Genomic DNA, 18,695 nt, shown 5'->3' on the forward strand with positions numbered 1-18,695 from the left:
CGGGGCGGCGGCGCGGCGGCGTGCAGGGAGTCGTCGATGTCGTTTATCGGTCAGTTCGGCTACACGGTGATCGGCTTCGTCGTGGACATCACCGTGGTGGTGTTCTTTCACGAGCTCGGCCACTTCCTGGTCGGCCGCTGGTGCGGCGTGAAGGTCGACGCCTTCTCGATCGGTTTCGGGACCGAGCTCGCCGCCTGGACCGACCGCAAGGGCACGCGCTGGCGCATCGGCGCCCTGCCGCTCGGCGGCTACGTCAAGTTCCACGGCGACCTCAACGCGGCCAGCATGGGCAGCGACGACGCCGTGCGGCTCATGTCGCCGGCCGAGCGCGCCACGACCTTCCCGGCGCAGCCCGTGGCCAAACGGGCCGCGATCGTCGCGGCGGGGCCGGTCGCCAACTTCGTCCTGGCGCTCGTGATCGCCACAGGGATGATCTACGCCCAGGGCGCGCCCTCCACGGACGCGCGGATCGGCTCGATCGTGCCGGGCAAGCCGGCCGCCGCGGCGGGCTTCGAGGTGGGCGACGTCGTGACCGCGATCGACGGGCGCCCGGTCGCGAGCTTCGACGCCATGCGCGAGATCGTGTCCCACGCGCCGGGCGTGCCGCTCCGCTTCTCCGTGGAGCGCGACGGGCGCGACATCCAGCTCGTGGCGGCGCCGGCCGCCGCCCCGACGGCCGAGCCCGGCAAGGCCGCCGCGGCGCCGACCGGCCTGCTCGGCGTCGGCGTCGCCATGACGTCGGTCAGCCTCAGCCACGCCGTGAAGGGCGCCGGCGCCGAGTGCTGGAAGCTCGTCTCCATGACAGGGCACTACGTCACCGGCGTGGTCCGCGGTCGCGAGAAGGCGGACCAGCTTTCGGGCCCGATCGGCATCGCCGTGGTGGCCGGCCAGGCGGCCCAGATGGGCGTGATGTCGTCGCTCTACCTGATCGTGGTCCTGTCCGTGTCGATCGGCCTGATGAACCTCCTGCCGATCCCGCTGCTCGACGGTGGCCACCTGCTGTACTACGCGTTCGAGGCGGTCCGCGGCCGGCCGCTCAGCCTGCGGGTGCAGGAGGCCGGCTTCAAGGTCGGGCTCGCCTTCGTGATGCTGCTGATGGCCTTCGCGTTCAAGAACGACATCGTGAACCTCGGGTCCCAGATGCTCCACCTCGGCTGATCGGGTTCGGCCTCCGAACGGCTCCGTTTCTGCCGCAATAGTTCACGGGCGTCCGCGGTGCGGGCGCCCGTCGCACGAGGGGGGGCTGCCCCGACCCGTGTTCCCCGAGACACGTCTTTTGATAAACGGGCCAAAGGTTTCCGCCCCGCGGTTCTCCGTCGGCCGTAAACCTTGTAGAAGCGATATTCCCGGACAAGGGGACGCTGGAGCCTGTTCGCAGACTCGGGTACTGACCAAAAAATCGCCCTTCCGGGGTGAGTCGGACGGGACGGCGTCGCCGCCCACGGCTGTGCAGGGATCGATCGCCGATGCGTTTTCTTCGAGGCTTTCTGACCAGGTTGGCCTTCGCCCTCTGCTTGACGGCCTGCGTTTCGAGCACCAACGCCTTCGCCCAGACCGCCGTTCCCGCTTCGTCCATCGCCGTCGAGGGCAACCATCGCGTCGACGCCGACACGATCCGCACCTATTTCAAGGGCACCGACGAGGGCAAGGTTAGCGAGGCCGTCCGCGCGCTCTACGCCACGGGGCTGTTCTCGGACGTGCGGGTCAGCCGCGACGGCGGGCGCCTGATCGTCCACGTGGCCGAGAACGGCGTGATCAACCGCGTCGCCTTCGAGGGCAACAAGAAGGTCAAGTCCGAGCAGCTCGAGACCGAGGTCTCGTCCAAGACCCGCGGCCCCTATTCGGCGGCGCTCGTGGCCGCTGACGTGCAGCGCATCCAGGAGATCTACCACCGCTCCGGCAACGGCAACGCCCGCGTGACGAGCCGCACGGTCGAACTGCCCAACGGGCGTCTCGACGTCGTGTTCACCATTGACGAGGGCTCCAAGACCGGCGTCAAGGCCATCGAGTTCGTCGGCAACCAGGCCTACTCGTCCCGCAAGCTGCGCGGGATCATGACGACGACCGAGATGAACCTCATCTCGTTCCTCAAGACGACCGACGTCTACGACCCCGAGAAGATCTCCTCCGACGAGGACCTGATCCGCCGCTTCTACCTGAAAAACGGCTACGCCGACTTCCGCGTGGTCGGCACGGACGTGAAGTTCGACTCGGAGGAGGGCGGCTACATCGTCACCATCACGGTGCAGGAGGGTGCGCAGTACACGGTGAGCTCGGTCCGGGTCGACTCGCAGATCCCGGGCGTGTCCAACGATTCGCTGCTGCCCTTCCTCAAGCTCGGCGCCGGCGACACCTACGACGGTGACGCGGTCCAGAAGTCCGTCGAGGCCCTGACCCGCGAGGTCGCACGCCGCGGCTTCGCCTTCGCCGAGGTCAAGCCGCGCGGCGACCGCGACACCGCCAACCACACCGTCTCGATCGCCTTCAACATCGACGAAGGGCCGCGCGTCTACATCGAGCGCATCAACGTGCGCGGCAACACCCGCACGCGCGACTACGTGATCCGCCGCGAGTTCGACATCGGCGAAGGCGACCCCTACAACAAGGTGCTGATCGACAAGGCCGAGCGCCGCCTGAACAGCCTCGGCTTCTTCAAGACCGTGAAGATCACCAACCAGCCCGGCTCCTCGCCCGACCGCGTCATCATCGACGTGAACGTCGAGGACCAGCCCACCGGCTCGTTCGGCGTGTCGGGCGGCTACTCGACCTCGGACGGCTTCATCGCCGAGCTGTCGGTGTCGGAGTCGAACTTCCTCGGCCGCGGCCAGTTCGTGAAGGTCGCCATCCAGGAGGGCCAGAACGCCCGCGGCATCGATTTCTCCTTCACCGAGCCCTACATCCTCGACACCCGCATCGCGGCCGGCTTCGACCTGTTCGCGAAGCAGAACGACAACACGGCCTACACGGACTACCGCACCTTCGTGACCGGCGGCACGCTGCGCCTCGGCGTGCCGGTGACGGACGAGTTCTCGATCTCGCCCCATTACTCGCTCTACAACACCCGCATCACGATCCCGGACACGTCGTCCTACCCGTACAACGACTGCACCTTCCCGGTGAACGGCGTGACGCCCGGCGTGGGCGTGCTCGGCGGCACCCCGCCCACCCTGTTCAGCAACTGCGAAACCAACGGCGAGGCCTCGCTGGCCATCAAGCAGGCGCAGGGCTCGACGCTGACCTCGCTGGCCGGCTTCACGCTGGACTACACGACGCTCGACAACCGCAAGAACCCGACCCAGGGCCTCTTCATCGAGATGCGCAACGACGTGGCCGGCCTCGGCGGCGACTCGGAGTTCGTTCGCACCTCGGGCGACCTGCGCTACTACCACGGCATCATCGACGACGTGGTCGGCATCCTCCACCTGCAGGGCGGCGAGGTGAAGGGCTTCGGCAGCGAGAGCCAGCTCCGCATCGCCGACGAATTCCAGCTCGGACCGACGCTGGTGCGCGGCTTCGCGCCCTCCGGCATCGGCCCGCGCGACATCTCCAACCTCGCGGCCTACAAGTACAACCCGCTGGGCGGCTCCACCTACTTCGGCGCCTCCGCCGAGGTGCAGTTCGCGCTGCCCTACCTGCCGCGGGACCTCGGCCTGCGCGGCGCCGTCTTCGCCGACGCCGGCACGCTGTTCGGCTACGAGGGCAAGACCAACTTCACGCCGGGCGGCGGCGCCTGCATCCAGGGCGGCGTGGCTCCGAACTACACGCAGGGCACCTGCGTGACGGTGCGCGACTCCTCCGCGATCCGCTCCTCGGTCGGCGCCTCGATCCTGTGGGCCTCGCCCCTCGGCCCGCTGCGCTTCGACTACGCCTACGCGACCACGAAGGATAAGTACGACGTCACCCAGGCGTTCCGCTTCTCGGGCGGCACCTCCTTCTGATCCGGCCCACCGGATCGGCCGTCGACGACGCGACTGCGGGCTCCGGCCCGCAGTTCGCGTTTGTGGGCACCTCGCCGTGAGCCCGGCCTCAGGGTTGCGCGGCCCGGGGCAGGGTGGCAAGGCAGGCCGGAGGCGCCCCGGTGCGCCGCGCGCCCGCAGGATGCCATGAGCTCACCCGTGTTCTTCCGTCCCGCCGTGGCGCCCACCTTGGCGGACGTGGTCCGCTGGACCGGAGCGGCCGCGCCGGACGGGGCCGACCTGTCGGCCGCCGTGAGCGGCGTGGCGCCGCTCGACGGCGCGGGCCCCGGCCAGCTGACCTTCCTCGACAACCCGCGCTACGCGCCGCTGCTGGCCCGCACGCGCGCGACCGCCTGCCTCGTGCCGGCGCGCCACGCCGCGGAGGTGCCGGAGGGCACAGTGGCGCTGGTCGCGAAGGAGCCCTACCGCGCCGTCGCGGTCGTGGCCGGTCGCATCTACCCGGAGGCGCTGCGGCCGGGCTCGCTCTTCGGCACCGTCGGCGTGTCGCCGTCCTCGACCGTTCATCCCGAGGCGCGGCTCGAGGCGGGCGTCACGGTCGACCCCGGCGCGGTGATCGGCCCCCGCGCCGAGATCGGCTCGGGAACGGTCATCGGCCCGCACGCGGTGATCGGTCCGGACGTCCGCATCGGCCGCAACTGCTCGGTGGGGTCCAACGCCACGGTGGTCCACGCGCTGATCGGCGACCGCGTGATCCTCCATGCGGGCGTCCGCATCGGGCAGGACGGGTTCGGCTTCGCCATGGGGCCGGGCGGCCACCTCAAGGTGCCGCAGATCGGCCGCGTGGTCCTGCAGGACGACGTCGAGGTCGGCGCCAACACCGCCATCGACCGCGGCTCCAACCGCGACACGGTGGTGGGCGAGGGCACCAAGATCGACAACCTCGTGCAGATCGGCCACAACGTGTCGATCGGGCGCCACTGCGTGATCGTCTCGCAGACCGGCATCTCGGGCTCGACCACGCTCGGCGACTACGTGGTCACGGCCGGGCAGGCCGGCCTCGCCGGCCATCTCACGGTCGGCGCGGGGGCCCAGGTCGGCGCGAAGTCCGGCGTGATGAACGACATCCCCGCGGGCCAGCGCTGGTTCGGCATCCCGGCCCAGGCGGCCCGCGACGAGTTCCGCCTCCAGGCGACGCTGCGGCGCCTCGCCAAGCGCGCCGGCCCGGCCGCCGATTGACCGCGGCGGCTTGGCGCGGCCCCGCTTGTGTGCGACATCGCCACCGCATGGTCGCGCGGGCGGCGCGGACGGACGGGACCGGGGATCACGGATGGATGAAGCGGCGCGGACGGGGCTCGACTCCGTCGACATCCTGAAACTGCTGGAATACCTGCCCCACCGCTACCCGTTCCTGCTGGTCGACCGCATCGTCGCCATGGACGGCGACGAGTCCTGCGTCGGCATCAAGAACGTCACGGTCAACGAGCCGCAGTTCCAGGGCCACTTCCCCGGCCGGCCGGTGATGCCCGGCGTGCTGCTGATCGAGGGCATGGCCCAGACGGCGGGCGCGCTCTGCGTCCACGCGCAGAAGCTCGACAAGCCGCGCCTCGTGTATTTCATGACGATCGACAAGGCCAAGTTCCGGAAGCCCGTCGTGCCGGGCGACCGCGTCGAGTTCCACCTCCGCAAGCTGAACCGCCGCCGCAACATGTGGTGGTACAGGGGCGAGGCCAAGGTCGACGGCACCCTGGTCTGCGAGGCCGAGCTCAGCGCCATGCTGGTGATGGATTGAACGGGCCCCGTCCGGGAGACGCCGATGTCTGACTTCGACCCGCGCGACCACGACGCCGGCCCCCACATCCACCCCTCGGCCGTGGTCGCGCATGCGGCGCAACTCGGGCGCGGCGTCCACGTCGGGCCCTTCTGCACCGTCGGGCCGGACGTCGTGCTGGGCGAGAACGTCCGCCTCGTGTCCCACGTCGCGGTGGCGGGCCACACCACCATCGGCGAAGGCACGCGGGTGTTCCCCTTCGCGTCGCTCGGCCACGAGCCGCAGGACCTCAAGTTCCGCGGCGAGGTCTCGGAGCTGCGCATCGGCCGGGACTGCGTGATCCGGGAAGGCGTGACCATGAACCCCGGCACCGCCGCGGGGGGCCTGCTCACCAGCGTCGGCGACCGCAGCGTGTTCCTGGCGCAGAGCCACGTCGCGCACGACTGCCGCGTCGGGGACGAGGTCATCTTCTCCAACAACGTCATGCTGGCCGGCCACTGCACGGTGGGCGACAACGCCATCCTCGGCGGCGGCGCCGCGGTCCACCAGTTCGTGCGCCTCGGCAAGCACAGCTTCGTCGGCGGGCTCGCCGGCGTCGAGCACGACGTGATCCCCTACGGCATCGCGCTCGGCAACCGCGCCCACTTGGCCGGGCTCAACGTCGTCGGCCTGAAGCGGCGCGGCTTCCCGCGCGAGGCCATCCACGAGCTGCGCCGCGCCTACAAGTTGCTGTTCTCGGGCGCTGGCACGCTGCGCGAGCGCACCGAGGCCGTGGCGGCGGAGTTCGGCGGACACGCCCAGGCCGACGAGGTGCTGGCCTTCCTGCGCGACGGCGGCGAGCGCGCCATCTGCGTGCCCCGCGACGGCCGCGACCTGCCGTGAGCCCGCGCGCTTGAGCGCGGGCGGCGCCGCCGGTCCCGCGCTGCGCGTCTTCATCGTGGCGGGCGAGCATTCCGGCGACCACCTCGGCGCCGGGCTGATCCGCGCGCTGCGCGCCCGCGCCCCCGCGCTCGACCTCCTGGGCGTCGGCGGCGACGAGATGGCGGCTGAGGGGCTCGCGCCGCTGTTCCCGCTGTCCGACATCGCCGTGATGGGCTTCGTGCCCGTCGTGGCGCGGCTGCCGCACCTCCTGCGCCGCATCCGCGAGACCGCCGACGCCGCCGTGGCGGCGCGCCCCGACGTCCTCGTGATCGTCGACAGCCCGGACTTCACCCATCGCGTGGCGCGGCGGGTGCGCGCGCTCGCGCCCGCGATCCCGATCGTCGACTACGTCAGCCCCACGGTCTGGGCCTGGCGCCCCGGCCGGGCGCCGGCCATGCGGGCCTACGTCGACCACCTCCTGGCGCTGCTGCCCTTCGAGCCGGAGGCGCATCGGCGCCTCGGCGGGCCCCCCTGCACCTACGTCGGCCACCCGCTGATCGAGCGGCTCGACGCGCTCCGCCCGGACCCGGCCGAGGCCGAGGCCCGCGCGCGCCCGACCCTGCTGGTGCTGCCCGGCTCGCGGCGCTCCGAGGTCCGGCGCCTCACGGCCGTCTTCGGCGAGGCCGTGGGGCTCATCGCGCGGCGGGTGCCCGACCTCGACGTGGTGCTGCCGGCCGTGGCGGACCGCGCCGACGAGATCCGGGCCCGCGTCGCATCCTGGCCCGTGGTCCCCCGCGTGGTGCTGGGCGAGGCCGCCAAGCTCGCCGCCTTCCGCACCGCCCGCGCGGCCCTGGCCTGCTCCGGCACCGTCACGCTGGAGCTGGCGCTGTCGGGCGTGCCGATGGCCGTGGCCTACCGCGTGTCGCCCTTCGAGACCTGGCTGCGATTCGTCGTGAAGGTGCCGTCGATCGTTCTGCCGAACCTGATCCTCGGCGACAACGCGATCCCGGAGTTCCTGCAGGACGCCTGCACGGCCGAGGCCCTGGCCGGGGCCGTGGCGCCGCTGCTCGGCGACACGCCCGCGCGCGCCGCGCAGGCCGAGGCCTTCGCGCGCCTCGACCGCGCCATGCGGATCGCCCCCGGCGCGACGCCGAGCGGCGTCGCGGCCGACATCGTGCTGGCCGCGTCCCGACGCGCTTAACGCGCGCACCGCCCGTTTAATCCCCTGTGAACCCTGGTGGTGTTTGGTACCTGCCACGGGTTCATGATCGCCGCGGCCGAAGTCTTCGCCGCTGCCGTCGCTTGGGACCCTGCGCGTGATCGAGGGTCGGCGATGTCGATGCGGGGCGAGGTGGACGGAGGGCGGATGATGCGGGCTCCGGCCGTGCGCGAACTCGACGTGGGGGCGCTCGGCCGCACGATCTCCGCGCGGCGCTGGTGGGTCATCGGCCCGGCCCTGGCGTGCTTCGTCGCGGCCCTGCTGTTCGTGTCGCTGGTGTCGCCGCGCTACACGGCGGAGTCGAAGGTTCTGGTCGAGAACGGCGAGAACTACTTCACCCGTCCCGACCGCTCCGACCAGCTCGCCACCACGCTGCCGGACGACGAGGCCGTGCAGAGCCAGATCCAGCTCATCCAGTCGCGCGACATCGCCCGCCAGGCGATCCGCCGGCTCGACCTCAAGGGCAACGCCGAGTTCGACCCGCTGGCCAAGGGCATCGGGGTGTTCTCGCGCGCCGCGATCCTGCTCGGCCTGGAGCGCGACCCGACCGCGACCTCGCCCGAGGACCGCATCCTCGCCAACTACTACGACAGGCTCACCGTCTACTCGGTGCCGAAGTCCCGCGTCATCGCCATCGAGTTCACCGCGACCGACCCCGACCTCGCGGCGCGCGCCGCCAACACGATCGCCGAGCTGTTCATCGAGGCGCAGTCCGCCGCCAAGCGGGACAGCGCGAGCTCGGCCGCGGCCTCGCTGGCCTCGCTGGTAACGGACCTGCGCAGCCGCGTGGCCGACGCGGAGGCCAAGGCCGATGCCTACCGCACGCAGTCCGGCCTGTTGCAGGGCTCCAACAACGCGGTGATCTCGACCCAGCAGCTCGGCGACCTCAACGCCCAGCTGGCCCAGGCCCGCACCGCCCAGGCCGACGCCCAGGCCAAAGCCAAGGTCATCAAGGCGATGATCGCCCAGAACCGCGTCGGCGAGATCCCGGACGTCGCCAACAACGAGTTCATCCGCCGCCTGTCGGAGCAGCGCGCGACCCTCAAGGCCGAGATCGCGCTGCAGAGCCGCACCCTGCTGCCCGGCCACCCGCACATGCAGGAGCTGAACGCCCAGATGGCGGACGTCGACGCGCAGCTCCGCGCCGCCGGCGAGAAGATGGCCCGCACGCTGGAGAACGACGGCCACATCGCGGCCGGCCGCGTCGACAACCTGCTGGCCGCCCTCGACGCGCAGAAGAAGACCGTCGGCACGGCCGGCGTCGACCAGGTGCGCCTGAACCAGCTCGACTCGCAGGCCCGGCTGCTCAAGGACCAGCTCGAGTTCAACACCTCGAAGTACCAGGAGGCCCTGGCCCGCGAGAACGCCGCCTCGACCCCGGCCGACGCCCGCGTGATCTCGCGCGCCGCGGCGCCGCAGCTCCCGTCCTTCCCCAAGAAGCTGCCGATCATCGCCATCGCCACCATCGCGGGGCTGGTTCTGTCGCTCGGCGTGCTGGTGGCGCGCGAGCTCCTGTCGGGCCGCGCCTTCGCCGACGAGGCCGAGCAGCCGGCCGCCGGGACGGTCGCTGTGCTCGATCCGGCGGCGCCGCGCGCCGGGACGGACGCGGCCGGCGAGGCTGCCCGCGAGGCTGAGGGCGAGGCCAGCCTGGCGGCGACCCTCGACGGGTTGCGGAGCCTGCGCGCGCAGAACCACGCGGCCCGCGCCCTGGTCGTGCCGCCTTCGGCGCGGGCCGAGGCGCCGGCGGCCGTGATCGCGCTGGCGCGGCGGCTCTGCGCCGACGGCCGCACCATCCTGGTCGACTGCAACGGCCGCCGCCCCGCGGTGGAGCCGCGGCACCTGTCGCTCGACAGCTACGGCTCGTCCGACGCGCCGCCGCTCGGGCTCGGCGAACTCCTGACCGGGGATGCGAGCTTCGCCGAGGTGATCCACCGCGACAGCCAGTCCCGCCTGCACGTGATCCCCGCCGGCTCGCTCGGCACGGGCGCCGCGGACCTCGACGCGATCAAGCTGGTGCTCGACGCCCTGGGCGAAACCTACGACTACGTGGTGCTGCACGCGCCGGCGCCGACCGACCCGGTGACGCTGCGCCTCGCGCCCGACTGCGACGCGGTCGTCATGGTGCACGGCGGCGATGCGGCGGCCGACCTCGCCTCGGGCCGCGCCGCGCTCGCCCGCGCCGGCGGTCCCGCGGCGGTCCACGCCGTCCCGGCCGCGGCGCTGGACATGCCGCTCGCGACCCGCCGGGCGGCCTGACGCGCCGCCCGCGCCTCCACAGGCCTGGGTTCAGGCCGCGCGGAGGCGGCGGAGGCGCTGCGCCAGGGGCCAGGCCCAGCGCGACTGCTTCACGGAGCGCTTGAGCTGGAGCCGGCCCGCCTCGGCATGGGCGTAGAGGCGGCCGAGCGGCGTCACCCCGACGAGGCTGTCGAACAGGGGCTGCACCTCGGGGCAGTAGCTTTCCTTGTAGCGCGCTTCGCCGATGCCGAGGTCGAAGGTGTCGAAGCCCTCGACGCAATGCAGCGCCAGCACCTCGGACAGGAGCAACTCGCCGGGGCTGGTGCGGGCCACCTCGGGGTCCGCGTCGAACGAGGTGAGCATGCCGCAGAACCGGCCCCTCGCGCGCGTCCCCGCCATCGTGGCCACGATCCGGCCGCCGCAGCGCAGCCCGAAGACCGTGACCGGGCCTCCGGCGCCCGCCGCGCGGTCGAGGAAGCGGCGGAGGCCGGGCAGGTCGCCCGTGCCGATGCCGGATGCCGCGTTGCGGGCTTCCCGCTGGGCCGCGAAGGCGTCGAGCAGCTCGGCGGTGACGCCGGGATCGCTCGACACCACGAGCGACACGGGGCCGAGCGCGCGCAGCCGGTTGAGCTTCTGGCGCAGCTTCTTGCGCGTGTCGCGCGACAGCAGGCCGCGCAGCACGGCTTCCGGGTCCCGGGCGATCGCGGTCTTGTAGGCGAAGCTCGGGCTCGGCTGGTGCGGCAGCGCCGCCATCGGGTTGGCCTGGCCCTGCCATTCGTGCGGCTGGTTGCGGAAGGCGTAGAGGTCGATCCCCGCCTGCCTCGCCGCGGCGGCCAGCAGCGCGCGGATCGCCTCGCCGGTCCAGTCCGGGCCGGGCCTGAACAGGCCCATGTTGAAGTTGCTGTCCTTGGCGCCGAGGAAGGTCGCGACGGCGAGCCCGGCCCGGCGAGACAGGCCCAGCGGCAGCAGCGCCGAGGGGCGTCCCTCGGCGTCGCGCGCGACGACGATCCGCGGCGCGTGGCCGGACTCGGCGCCGACCGTCTCGATCCAGGGCAGCATCCAGTCGGGCGACTGGTAGGGCGAGGCGGGGGCCGCGAGGGCGAGGAGGCGCCAGGCGTCGAGGGCGGCGCGCGGCTCCGAATGCACCTCGACGGCCGCGAAGGCGCGGGCGCGCCCGCCCGAGCGGTGCGCCGGAAGATCGAGGCCGACGCCGCTCGGCGGAAGCGTCGCGGTCTGTATCACGGGGGTGGGCACGTCCAGCGTCGCTCCGTTCCCGTCCTCCGGGAAGTCAGACTTCACCCTAGCAAGGAAGCCGCAATCGCTCGATGTCAAAACGCCCGTGGGGTAAACGGGGTGGACGGGACCATGCGCGACAGGATCATCGGGGCCGGCTTCGCGGCGCTCGGCGCCACGGGGCTGCATCGCCTAGCCGCGCCGCGCCTGCGCGGGCTCGGCGCCCTGCTGATGCTCCATCACGTGCGCCCGCGCGTGGCCCGCGACTTCGCCCCGAACGCCATGCTGGAGATCACGCCGGACTTCCTCGACGCCGCGCTGACGCGGCTCCGCGCGCTCGGCTACCGCATCCTGTCGCTGGACGACGCGCTCGCCGAAGTCCGCGCCGGCGGGGCAGCGGGGGCGCCGCCCTTCGCGGTGCTGACCTTCGACGACGGCTACCGCGACAACCTCGTCCATGCCCTGCCGGTGCTGGAGAAGCACCGCGCGCCCTTCACGATCTACGTCACGACGGGCTACGCCGAGCGCACCGCGCGGCTCTGGTGGGTCGAGCTCGAAGAGGCGATTCGGCGCGCGTCGCGGGTCGAGGTGCGGGTCGGCGACGATACCCTGTCTCTGCCCGCCGCCACCGCGGCCGAGAAGCGGGCCGCCTTCAAGGCCGTCTACTGGCCGCTGCGGGCGGGCGGCGAGGATCGCCTGCTCGCCGCCGTGGGCGAACTCGCGGCGGGGCAGGGCGTCGACCGCCGCGCGCTCGTCGAGGAGCTCTGCATGGACTGGCGCGAGATCGAAGACCTCGCCCGCCACCCGCTCGCGACGGTCGGCGCCCACACGCTGACCCATCCCCGGCTCGCCAAGCTCGACGCGGCTGAGATGCGGACCGAGCTCGGCGCCGCGCGATCGATCCTGGAGGACAGGCTCGGGCGCTCCGTCGTCCACCTCGCCTATCCGGTCGGCGACCCCGCCTCGGCCGGGCGCCGCGAGTTCGACGCCGCCGCCACCTTCGGCTACGCCAGCGCCGTGACGACGCGCCCCGGCCTGGTCCACGCCGAGCACGCGGCCCACCTCACGGCGCTGCCGCGCGTGTCGGTCAACGGGCTCTGGCAGGACCTGCGGCACCTCGAGGTGCTCCTGTCCGGCGCCGCCTTCGCGCTGTGGAACCGGGGGCGCAAGCTCAACGTGGCGTGACGGAGGGGCGGAAGTCCGGCTCCGGGTCCGGCCGCTCCATCCAGGAGATCAGCGGCAGCAGGGGCAGGATCCAGGCGAGGCCCAGCACGGCGTAGACCACGGCCTGGACGGGCCCGGAGGCGGTGCGGATGGCGTTGGCCTCGGCCGCCACCATGGCGCAGACGGCGTAGACCATCACGAAGAGCAGCATGAGGCCGGCGCCGATGAACTTGCGGGTGCGTCGACCCATGGCGTCCTCCGTCTCGACCGGCACCTCGTGTCTCCGGCACCTTGTGTCCCGGAGCGGGACGCGTATCACTGCGCCGCGGGCGGGCCGATGCGACAGGGTGCGCGTGGCCCGCGCCGGCCCGGATGCCCACATCCGGCGCGAGGTTCCCCCAGGTGTAAGCCGTCCCATGTCGATCCCACAAGCCCGCACCGCGCCGGCCGCGATCCCGCTCCGTCCCGCCCCCGAGGCTCCGGCCGCCGGGCGCGCCCGCTCGCTCGCCCCGGTGCGGGCCTGGCTGTGGGTCGTGGCGGGCTGCATCTTCGCGATGGTGGTCGTGGGCGGCGCGACGCGGCTGACGCAGTCCGGCCTGTCCATCACCGAATGGAAGCCCGTGATGGGCGTGCTGCCGCCCTTGAGCGATGCCGCCTGGGCGGCCGAGTTCGAGCGCTACAAGCAGATCCCGCAATACGCGCTGCTCAACGCCGACATGACGCTCTCCGGCTTCAAGTCGATCTTCTACTGGGAATGGGCGCACCGCCTGCTCGGCCGCGTCGTCGGCTCGCTGGTGCTGCTGCCGCTGGCCTTCTTCTGGCTCACCGGGCGGCTCACGCCGGCGCTGAAGCCGCGCCTCGTCGGCCTGTTCCTGCTCGGCGGCCTGCAGGGCGTCATCGGCTGGTTCATGGTCAAGTCGGGGCTCAGCGCCCGCACGGAGGTGTCGCAGTATTTCCTGGCGCTGCACCTCGTCACGGCCTCGCTGGCCTTCGTATGGGCGATCTGGCTGGCGGAAGGGCTGCGCCGCGCGGCGCCTGCTCGGCGGACGCCGGCGCTCGACCGCTTCCGGACGACCTCGACCGCGCTGGTGTGGCTCGTGATGCTGCAGATCGGCCTCGGCGCCTTCGTGGCGGGGCTGCACGCCGGCCTCAGCTACAACACCTGGCCGCTGATGGACGGCCACGCCGTCCCGCCGCTGGCCGACCTCGCGCGACAGTCGCCCCTCTGGTCCAACCTGTTCGAGAACGTCACCACGGTGCAGTTCGACCACCGCACGGCCGCCTACGTGGTGCTGCTGGTGGCGCTGTTCCACGCCGCCGACGCCTGGAGCAAGGCGCCCGGCACCGGCGCGTCCCGCCGCGCCGGGCTGCTCCTGCTCGCCGTGCTGACCCAGGCCGCCATCGGGATCACGACGCTGCTGCTGGTGGTGCCGCTCTGGGCGGCGCTGCTCCACCAGGCCTTCGCCATGGTGGTGCTCGGCACGGCCGTGCTGCACCGCCGGCGCCTCAGCGCGCCGGCGCTGCGCGTGGTTCAGGCGGTGCCGAGCCCCGCCAGGGCCTGATCGAGGTCGGCGATGAGGTCCGCCGCGTCCTCGATGCCGACCGACAGGCGGACGATGTCGGGCCCCGCGCCCGCCGTGACGCGCTGGTCGTCCGTGATCTGGCGGTGCGTCGTCGACGCCGGATGGATCACGAGCGACCGCGTGTCGCCGACGTTGGCGAGGTGCGAGAACAGCTTCAGCCGGGACACCAGCGCGACGCCGGCGTCGTAGCCGCCGCGCAGCGCGAAGGTGAAGACCGCACCGGACCCCCGCGGCAGGTAGCGCTCCGCCAGGGCATGGTGGGGATCGTCCGGCAGGCCAGGGTAGCTGACGCGCGCGACGGCCGGGTGGCGCGACAGGAAGGTCGCGACCTCCAGCGCGTTGTCGCAATGGCGGCGCATGCGCAGCGGCAGCGTCTCGATGCCGGTCAGGATCATGAAGGCGTTGAAGGGCGACAGCGAGGGCCCGAGGTCGCGCAGGCCCAGCACGCGGGCCGCGATCGCGAAGGCGAAGTTGCCGAAGGTTTCGCCGAGCACCATCCCGTCGTATTCCGGCCGGGGCTGAGACAGGGACGGGAAGCGCCCGTCCGCCATCCAATCGAAGCTGCCGCCGTCGACGACGAGGCCGCCGATCGAGTTGCCGTGGCCGCACAGGAACTTCGTGGCCGAATGCACCACGATGTCGGCGCCGTGCTCGATCGGCCGGAACAGGTAGGGGGAGGCGAGGGTGTTGTCGACGATCAGCGGCACCCTGGCCCGCTTCGCGACTCCCGCGATGGCCTCGACGTCGGTGACGACGCCGCCGGGGTTGGCCAGCGCCTCAATGAAGACCGCCCGGGTCCGCTCCGTCACCAGCGCCTCGAAGGCGGCGGGGTCGGCCGGGTCGGCCCAGCGCACGTGCCAGCCGAAGCGCTTGAAGGCGTGGTTGAACTGGTTGATCGAGCCGCCGTAGAGCCGGATCGAGGCGATGAACTCGTCGCCGGGCTGCATCAGCGTGTGGAAGACGATCTGCTGCGCCGCGTGGCCCGACGCCACCGCCAGCGCGGCCGTGCCGCCCTCCAGCGCGGCGACGCGCTCCTCCAGCACCGCGCAGGTCGGGTTGGTGATGCGCGAATAGATGTTGCCGAAGGCCTTGAGCCCGAACAGCGCCGCCGCGTGGTCGGCGTCGTCGAACACGAAGGACGAGGTCTGGTAGATCGGCGTCGCGCGGGCGCCGGTGGTCGGGTCGGGCTGCGCGCCGGCGTGGACCGCGAGGGTCGCGAAGCCGGGAACGTGCCGGTCGGTCGCGTCGTGGGTCATGGTGTCCTCCTCCCGGATCGGCGGCACTTGAGCACGGGAGCCCGGCGCGGAAAAGCGCGGCCCGGCCCCGTCGATCAGCGCGCCATCGCCGCCGCCGGTCCGAGGCGCCCGGCCTCGATCACGGGGCACCGGTCCATCACAACCGCGAGTCCGGCCGCCTCGGCCCGCGCCGCGGCCGCGTCGTCGCGCACGCCGAGCTGCATCCAGATCACGCGGGGCAGAGGATCGAGCGCCAGAGCCTCGTCGGTCACCGCGCCGGCCGCGTCCGAGCGGCGGAACACGTCGACGAGGTCGATGGGGCCCGGCACGTCGGTCAGCCGGCCCACGACGGGCTGGCCGAGGATGGTGCCGCCCGCGAGGCCGGGGTTGACCGGGACCACGCGGACCCCGCGCCGGAGCCACCACGCCATCACCCCGTGCGACGGGCGCGACGGGTCGGCCGAGGCCCCGACCAGGGCGACGCTCCGCGCGTCCCTCAGGATGGCGGCGATCGCCGCGTCGGACTGTCCGCCGTGTTCCATGGTGTCCTCTCGATCGTTGTGCGGTATGTCGATACCGCCGGCATCAAGCGCCTGTTTTTCTGCCCGTTTCGGCCTTTCGCACGTTGACGGCGCGCGCTGGCCTCCGTAGAAGCGCGCCAGCGGCGGCCTCCCTCGGGACGGTCGCCTCGCCCGTTACGGAACCCTGAACCTCATGTTTGGCAAGACTCATTCGACCAAGACGGCCGAGATCGAGAAGCAGTGGGTCGTGATCGACGCCACCGGCCTCGTCGTCGGCCGTCTCGCGTCCATCATCGCGCTGCGCCTGCGCGGCAAGCACAAGCCCACCTTCACGCCCCACATGGACGACGGCGACAACATCGTCGTGGTCAACGCCGACAAGGTGGTGTTCACCGGCAAGAAGCGCGAGCAGAAGGTGTACTACCACCACACCGGCTACCCGGGTGGCATCAAGGAGCGCACCGCCAAGTTCATCCTGGAAGGCCGCTTCCCCGAGCGCGTGGTCGAGAAGGCCGTCGAGCGCATGCTCCCCCGCGGTCCGCTGGGCCGCAAGCAGCTCGGCAACCTCCGCGTCTACAAGGGCGCCGAGCACCCGCACGAGGCCCAGTCGCCCGTGACGCTCGACGTCGCCGCCATGAACACCAAGAACAGCCGGAGCCACTGATGGCCGAGACCCTCACGTCCCTGCAGGACCTCGCCAACATCAACGCTTCGGCCCAGCCCGACGCGCCCGTCCACGTCCAGAAGCTCGACGCCCAGGGCCGCGCCTACGCGACCGGCAAGCGCAAGGACGCCGTGGCCCGCGTGTGGATCAAGCCCGGCTCGGGCAAGATCTCCATCAACGGCCGCGCCTTCGACGTGTACTTCGCCCGCCCGGTGCTGCGCATGATCGTGCAGCAGCCGCTCGGCATCGTCGGCCGCACCAACCAGTACGACCTCACCATCACGGTGGCGGGCGGCGGCCTGTCCGGCCAGGCCGGCGCGGTGCGCCACGGCCTGTCTAAGGCCCTCACCTACTTCGAGCCGGAGCTGCGCGCGCCCCTGAAGCGCGAAGGCTTCCTAACCCGCGACAGCCGCGTGGTCGAGCGCAAGAAGTACGGCCACAAGAAGGCCCGCCGGTCCTTCCAGTTCTCCAAGCGCTGATCCCCCGGCCTTCGGACGACACGAAAGGCGGCCTCGAGCGCTTTCGCCTCCGGCGAACCCGCTCCGATGTCAGGATGGAAGCCAGATCGGGTCGAAATCGCGTCAGCGGTTTCGGCCCGTTCTGGCTTTGGGGCCGCCTTTTCCTTTGACTCGGGCGTGCGCCGCACCATCATCGCGGCGCGACACGGGAGAGCGCGGCATGGCGACGGTCTTCATCGACGGCGAGGCGGGCACCACGGGCCTCAGCATCCGCGAGCGCCTCGGCGCGCACGCGGGCGTGGAGCTGCGCTCGATCGACCCGGACCGGCGCAAGGACGCGGGCGCCAAGGCGGAGCTGATGGCGCAGGTCGACGTCGTGGTGTTGTGCCTGCCCGACGCCGCGTCGCGCGAAACGGTGCGGATCGCCGACGAGCTCGGCGACGACGCCCCCAAGGTGCTCGACGCCTCGACGGCCTACCGCGTGGCGCCGGACTGGACCTACGGCTTTCCGGAGCTCGACGCGGGCCAGGCCGGCCGCATCCGCACGGCGCGGCGGGTGAGCAACCCCGGCTGCTACGCGACCGGCGCCATCGCGCTGCTGCACCCGCTGGTGAGCGCGGGCCTGATCCCCGACGACACCCCGCTGACCATCAACGCCGTGAGCGGCTACAGCGGCGGCGGCAAGGGCATGATCGCCGATTACGAGGAGGGCCGCGCCCCGAAGTTCCAGCTCTACGGGCTGGAGATGGAGCACAAGCACCTGCCCGAGATCCAGCGATTCTCCGGCCTGTCGATGCGGCCGATCTTCGTCCCCTCGGTCGGCAACTTCCGCCAAGGCATGGCGGTCAGCGTGCCGCTCCATCTCGACGCCCTGCCGGGCAAGCCCAAGCTCGCCGAGCTGGAAGCCGCGCTGGCGGCACATTACGAGGGCGGCGAGCACGTCCGCGTGGTGCCGCACGACGGCCGGGTCGATCCGCTCGCCCACACCGACACCAACGTCATGCAGATCCGCGTCGCGGGCAGCGAGCCGCGGCGGCAGGCCGTGCTGGTGGCGACGCTGGACAACCTCGGCAAGGGCGCGTCCGGCGCGGCGGTGCAGAACCTGGAGCTGATGCTCGGGCTGGCGTGAGTGCCTGACCGGTGACCTGCGCCTGAACAACGCGGTGCTGCCTCCGATGTGTGAAAAGCCCGGCTTCGAAGCGCTCTCGGTCCCGTCACGCCGCTCGACTCTTCGTTTCGGGGGTTGAGCATTCAGACCCATGCCTGGGCTGATGGAGGATGCCATGTCGAACGTGATCGACGAGGATCTGCAGCAGCGGGTCGATGCCGTCGCGGATGCACGCGGCGTTCCGGTCGCGACGGTCCTGCGAGAAGCACTGACGACCTTCCTCGACCGCGAGGAGGCCCGCGCAGCCCTGGCGCGCGACGCACGCGCGGCGCTCGCCGCTTACGAGGCGGAAGGCCTGCATATCACGGGCGAGGAGATGTCGGACTGGCTGCGCACCTGGGGCACTGACGCCGAAGGAGAGGCGCCGGAGTGCCACGGCTGATCGTGACGGAGGCCGCTCGGCGCGATCTTCGGCGTTGTCGTGATTTTCTGCGGCCTTGAGGTCCTCATGTCGCGACGCGAGCCGCCGCGGCCATCGGCGCCAAACTCCGCATGCTGTAAACCAGACCGCACATGGGCCGCCCCTTCGATGCTGCTCCGGACCTCCGGGAGGTCCGGATCTCGTTCGGCAAGGACGGGTACTTGGCGCTTTATCGTCACGATCCTGAAGCGGACGTCGTGCTGGTCCTCGCCGTCCGTCATGGAAGGGAAGCAGGCTACTGAAGGCGA

General features: G+C 72.0%; 18 protein-coding genes. 14 read left to right on the top strand and 4 right to left on the bottom strand.

Annotated elements, in window-relative coordinates:
* Nucleotides 1-36: 36 nt before the first annotated feature.
* The 7 genes from L7N97_RS20165 to L7N97_RS20195 all read left to right on the top strand — a co-directional run bounded on the left by L7N97_RS20165 (nt 37) and on the right by L7N97_RS20195 (nt 10,021).
* On the top strand, nt 37-1,158 hold the full coding sequence (locus L7N97_RS20165; RefSeq protein WP_237480064.1) for a M50 family metallopeptidase: 1,122 nt from the start codon (nt 37-39) through the stop codon (nt 1,156-1,158).
* Between the two features lie 308 nt (nt 1,159-1,466).
* Nucleotides 1,467-3,938, top strand: a complete 2,472-nt coding sequence (bamA, locus tag L7N97_RS20170; protein WP_237480065.1) for an outer membrane protein assembly factor BamA — start codon at nt 1,467-1,469, stop codon at nt 3,936-3,938.
* Between the two features lie 165 nt (nt 3,939-4,103).
* A complete protein-coding gene (gene lpxD / locus L7N97_RS20175; RefSeq protein WP_237480066.1) occupies nt 4,104-5,153 on the top strand; it encodes a UDP-3-O-(3-hydroxymyristoyl)glucosamine N-acyltransferase in 1,050 nt (349 codons plus the stop codon).
* 91 nt (nt 5,154-5,244) lie between these two features.
* The gene (fabZ, locus tag L7N97_RS20180) at nt 5,245-5,706 is read left to right on the top strand and encodes a 3-hydroxyacyl-ACP dehydratase FabZ (RefSeq protein WP_237480067.1); all 462 of its coding nucleotides are present in this window, start codon (nt 5,245-5,247) and stop codon (nt 5,704-5,706) included.
* 24 nt (nt 5,707-5,730) lie between these two features.
* Nucleotides 5,731-6,567, top strand: a complete 837-nt coding sequence (lpxA, locus tag L7N97_RS20185; protein ID WP_237480068.1) for an acyl-ACP--UDP-N-acetylglucosamine O-acyltransferase — start codon at nt 5,731-5,733, stop codon at nt 6,565-6,567.
* A gap of 10 nt (nt 6,568-6,577) precedes the next feature.
* On the top strand, nt 6,578-7,747 hold the full coding sequence (gene lpxB, locus L7N97_RS20190; protein WP_237480069.1) for a lipid-A-disaccharide synthase: 1,170 nt from the start codon (nt 6,578-6,580) through the stop codon (nt 7,745-7,747).
* A 132-nt stretch (nt 7,748-7,879) separates the two neighbouring features.
* Nucleotides 7,880-10,021: a GumC family protein gene (locus L7N97_RS20195; RefSeq protein WP_237480070.1), complete on the top strand. Its 2,142-nt coding sequence runs from the start codon at nt 7,880-7,882 to the stop codon at nt 10,019-10,021.
* 30 nt (nt 10,022-10,051) lie between these two features.
* Here L7N97_RS20195 and L7N97_RS30355 read toward each other — a convergent pair whose 3' ends face one another.
* Nucleotides 10,052-11,254 carry a GNAT family N-acetyltransferase gene (locus tag L7N97_RS30355; RefSeq protein ID WP_237480071.1) on the bottom strand — a complete coding sequence of 401 codons (1,203 nt, stop codon included), beginning with the start codon at nt 11,252-11,254 and terminating at the stop codon, nt 10,052-10,054.
* Between the two features lie 111 nt (nt 11,255-11,365).
* On the opposite strand from L7N97_RS30355, the gene L7N97_RS20205 reads away from it, so the two are divergent.
* On the top strand, nt 11,366-12,418 hold the full coding sequence (locus tag L7N97_RS20205) for a polysaccharide deacetylase family protein (RefSeq protein WP_237480072.1): 1,053 nt from the start codon (nt 11,366-11,368) through the stop codon (nt 12,416-12,418).
* On the opposite strand, the gene L7N97_RS20210 is transcribed toward L7N97_RS20205, so the two are convergent.
* Complete coding sequence (locus tag L7N97_RS20210) at nt 12,405-12,671, bottom strand: DUF2842 domain-containing protein (protein ID WP_309242826.1); 267 nt, start codon at nt 12,669-12,671, stop codon at nt 12,405-12,407. The two genes, L7N97_RS20205 and L7N97_RS20210, sit on opposite strands and share 14 nt — an antisense overlap.
* A gap of 142 nt (nt 12,672-12,813) precedes the next feature.
* On the opposite strand from L7N97_RS20210, the gene L7N97_RS20215 reads away from it, so the two are divergent.
* A complete protein-coding gene (locus L7N97_RS20215) occupies nt 12,814-13,959 on the top strand; it encodes a COX15/CtaA family protein (protein WP_237480073.1) in 1,146 nt (381 codons plus the stop codon).
* Here the strand turns inward: L7N97_RS20215 and L7N97_RS20220 are convergent.
* Nucleotides 13,929-15,236 (bottom strand): O-acetylhomoserine aminocarboxypropyltransferase, encoded by a 1,308-nt coding sequence (locus L7N97_RS20220; protein WP_237480074.1) that lies wholly within the window; start codon nt 15,234-15,236, stop codon nt 13,929-13,931. The two genes, L7N97_RS20215 and L7N97_RS20220, sit on opposite strands and share 31 nt — an antisense overlap.
* A gap of 74 nt (nt 15,237-15,310) precedes the next feature.
* Nucleotides 15,311-15,757, bottom strand: coding sequence for a CoA-binding protein (locus tag L7N97_RS20225; RefSeq protein WP_237480075.1), 447 nt, complete (start codon nt 15,755-15,757; stop codon nt 15,311-15,313).
* A 172-nt stretch (nt 15,758-15,929) separates the two neighbouring features.
* On the opposite strand from L7N97_RS20225, the gene rplM reads away from it, so the two are divergent.
* The 5 genes from rplM (at nt 15,930) to L7N97_RS20250 (ending at nt 18,689) form a co-directional block, all read left to right on the top strand.
* Nucleotides 15,930-16,400: a 50S ribosomal protein L13 gene (gene rplM / locus L7N97_RS20230; protein ID WP_237480076.1), complete on the top strand. Its 471-nt coding sequence runs from the start codon at nt 15,930-15,932 to the stop codon at nt 16,398-16,400.
* A complete protein-coding gene (gene rpsI, locus L7N97_RS20235; RefSeq protein ID WP_237480077.1) occupies nt 16,400-16,879 on the top strand; it encodes a 30S ribosomal protein S9 in 480 nt (159 codons plus the stop codon). The genes rplM and rpsI overlap by 1 nt, the downstream gene beginning before the upstream one ends.
* Before the next feature lie 199 nt (nt 16,880-17,078).
* Entirely contained in the window at nt 17,079-17,987 is a 909-nt protein-coding gene (gene argC / locus L7N97_RS20240; RefSeq protein WP_237480078.1) for an N-acetyl-gamma-glutamyl-phosphate reductase, read from the top strand.
* A 154-nt stretch (nt 17,988-18,141) separates the two neighbouring features.
* A complete protein-coding gene (locus L7N97_RS20245) occupies nt 18,142-18,408 on the top strand; it encodes a ribbon-helix-helix domain-containing protein (RefSeq protein WP_237480079.1) in 267 nt (88 codons plus the stop codon).
* A gap of 131 nt (nt 18,409-18,539) precedes the next feature.
* Nucleotides 18,540-18,689 (top strand): type II toxin-antitoxin system RelE/ParE family toxin, encoded by a 150-nt coding sequence (locus L7N97_RS20250; RefSeq protein ID WP_237480080.1) that lies wholly within the window; start codon nt 18,540-18,542, stop codon nt 18,687-18,689.
* Nucleotides 18,690-18,695 lie beyond the last annotated feature (6 nt).

This window comes from Lichenibacterium dinghuense, from assembly GCF_021730615.1.
Classification (GTDB): Bacteria; Pseudomonadota; Alphaproteobacteria; order Rhizobiales; family Beijerinckiaceae; genus Lichenihabitans; species Lichenihabitans dinghuensis.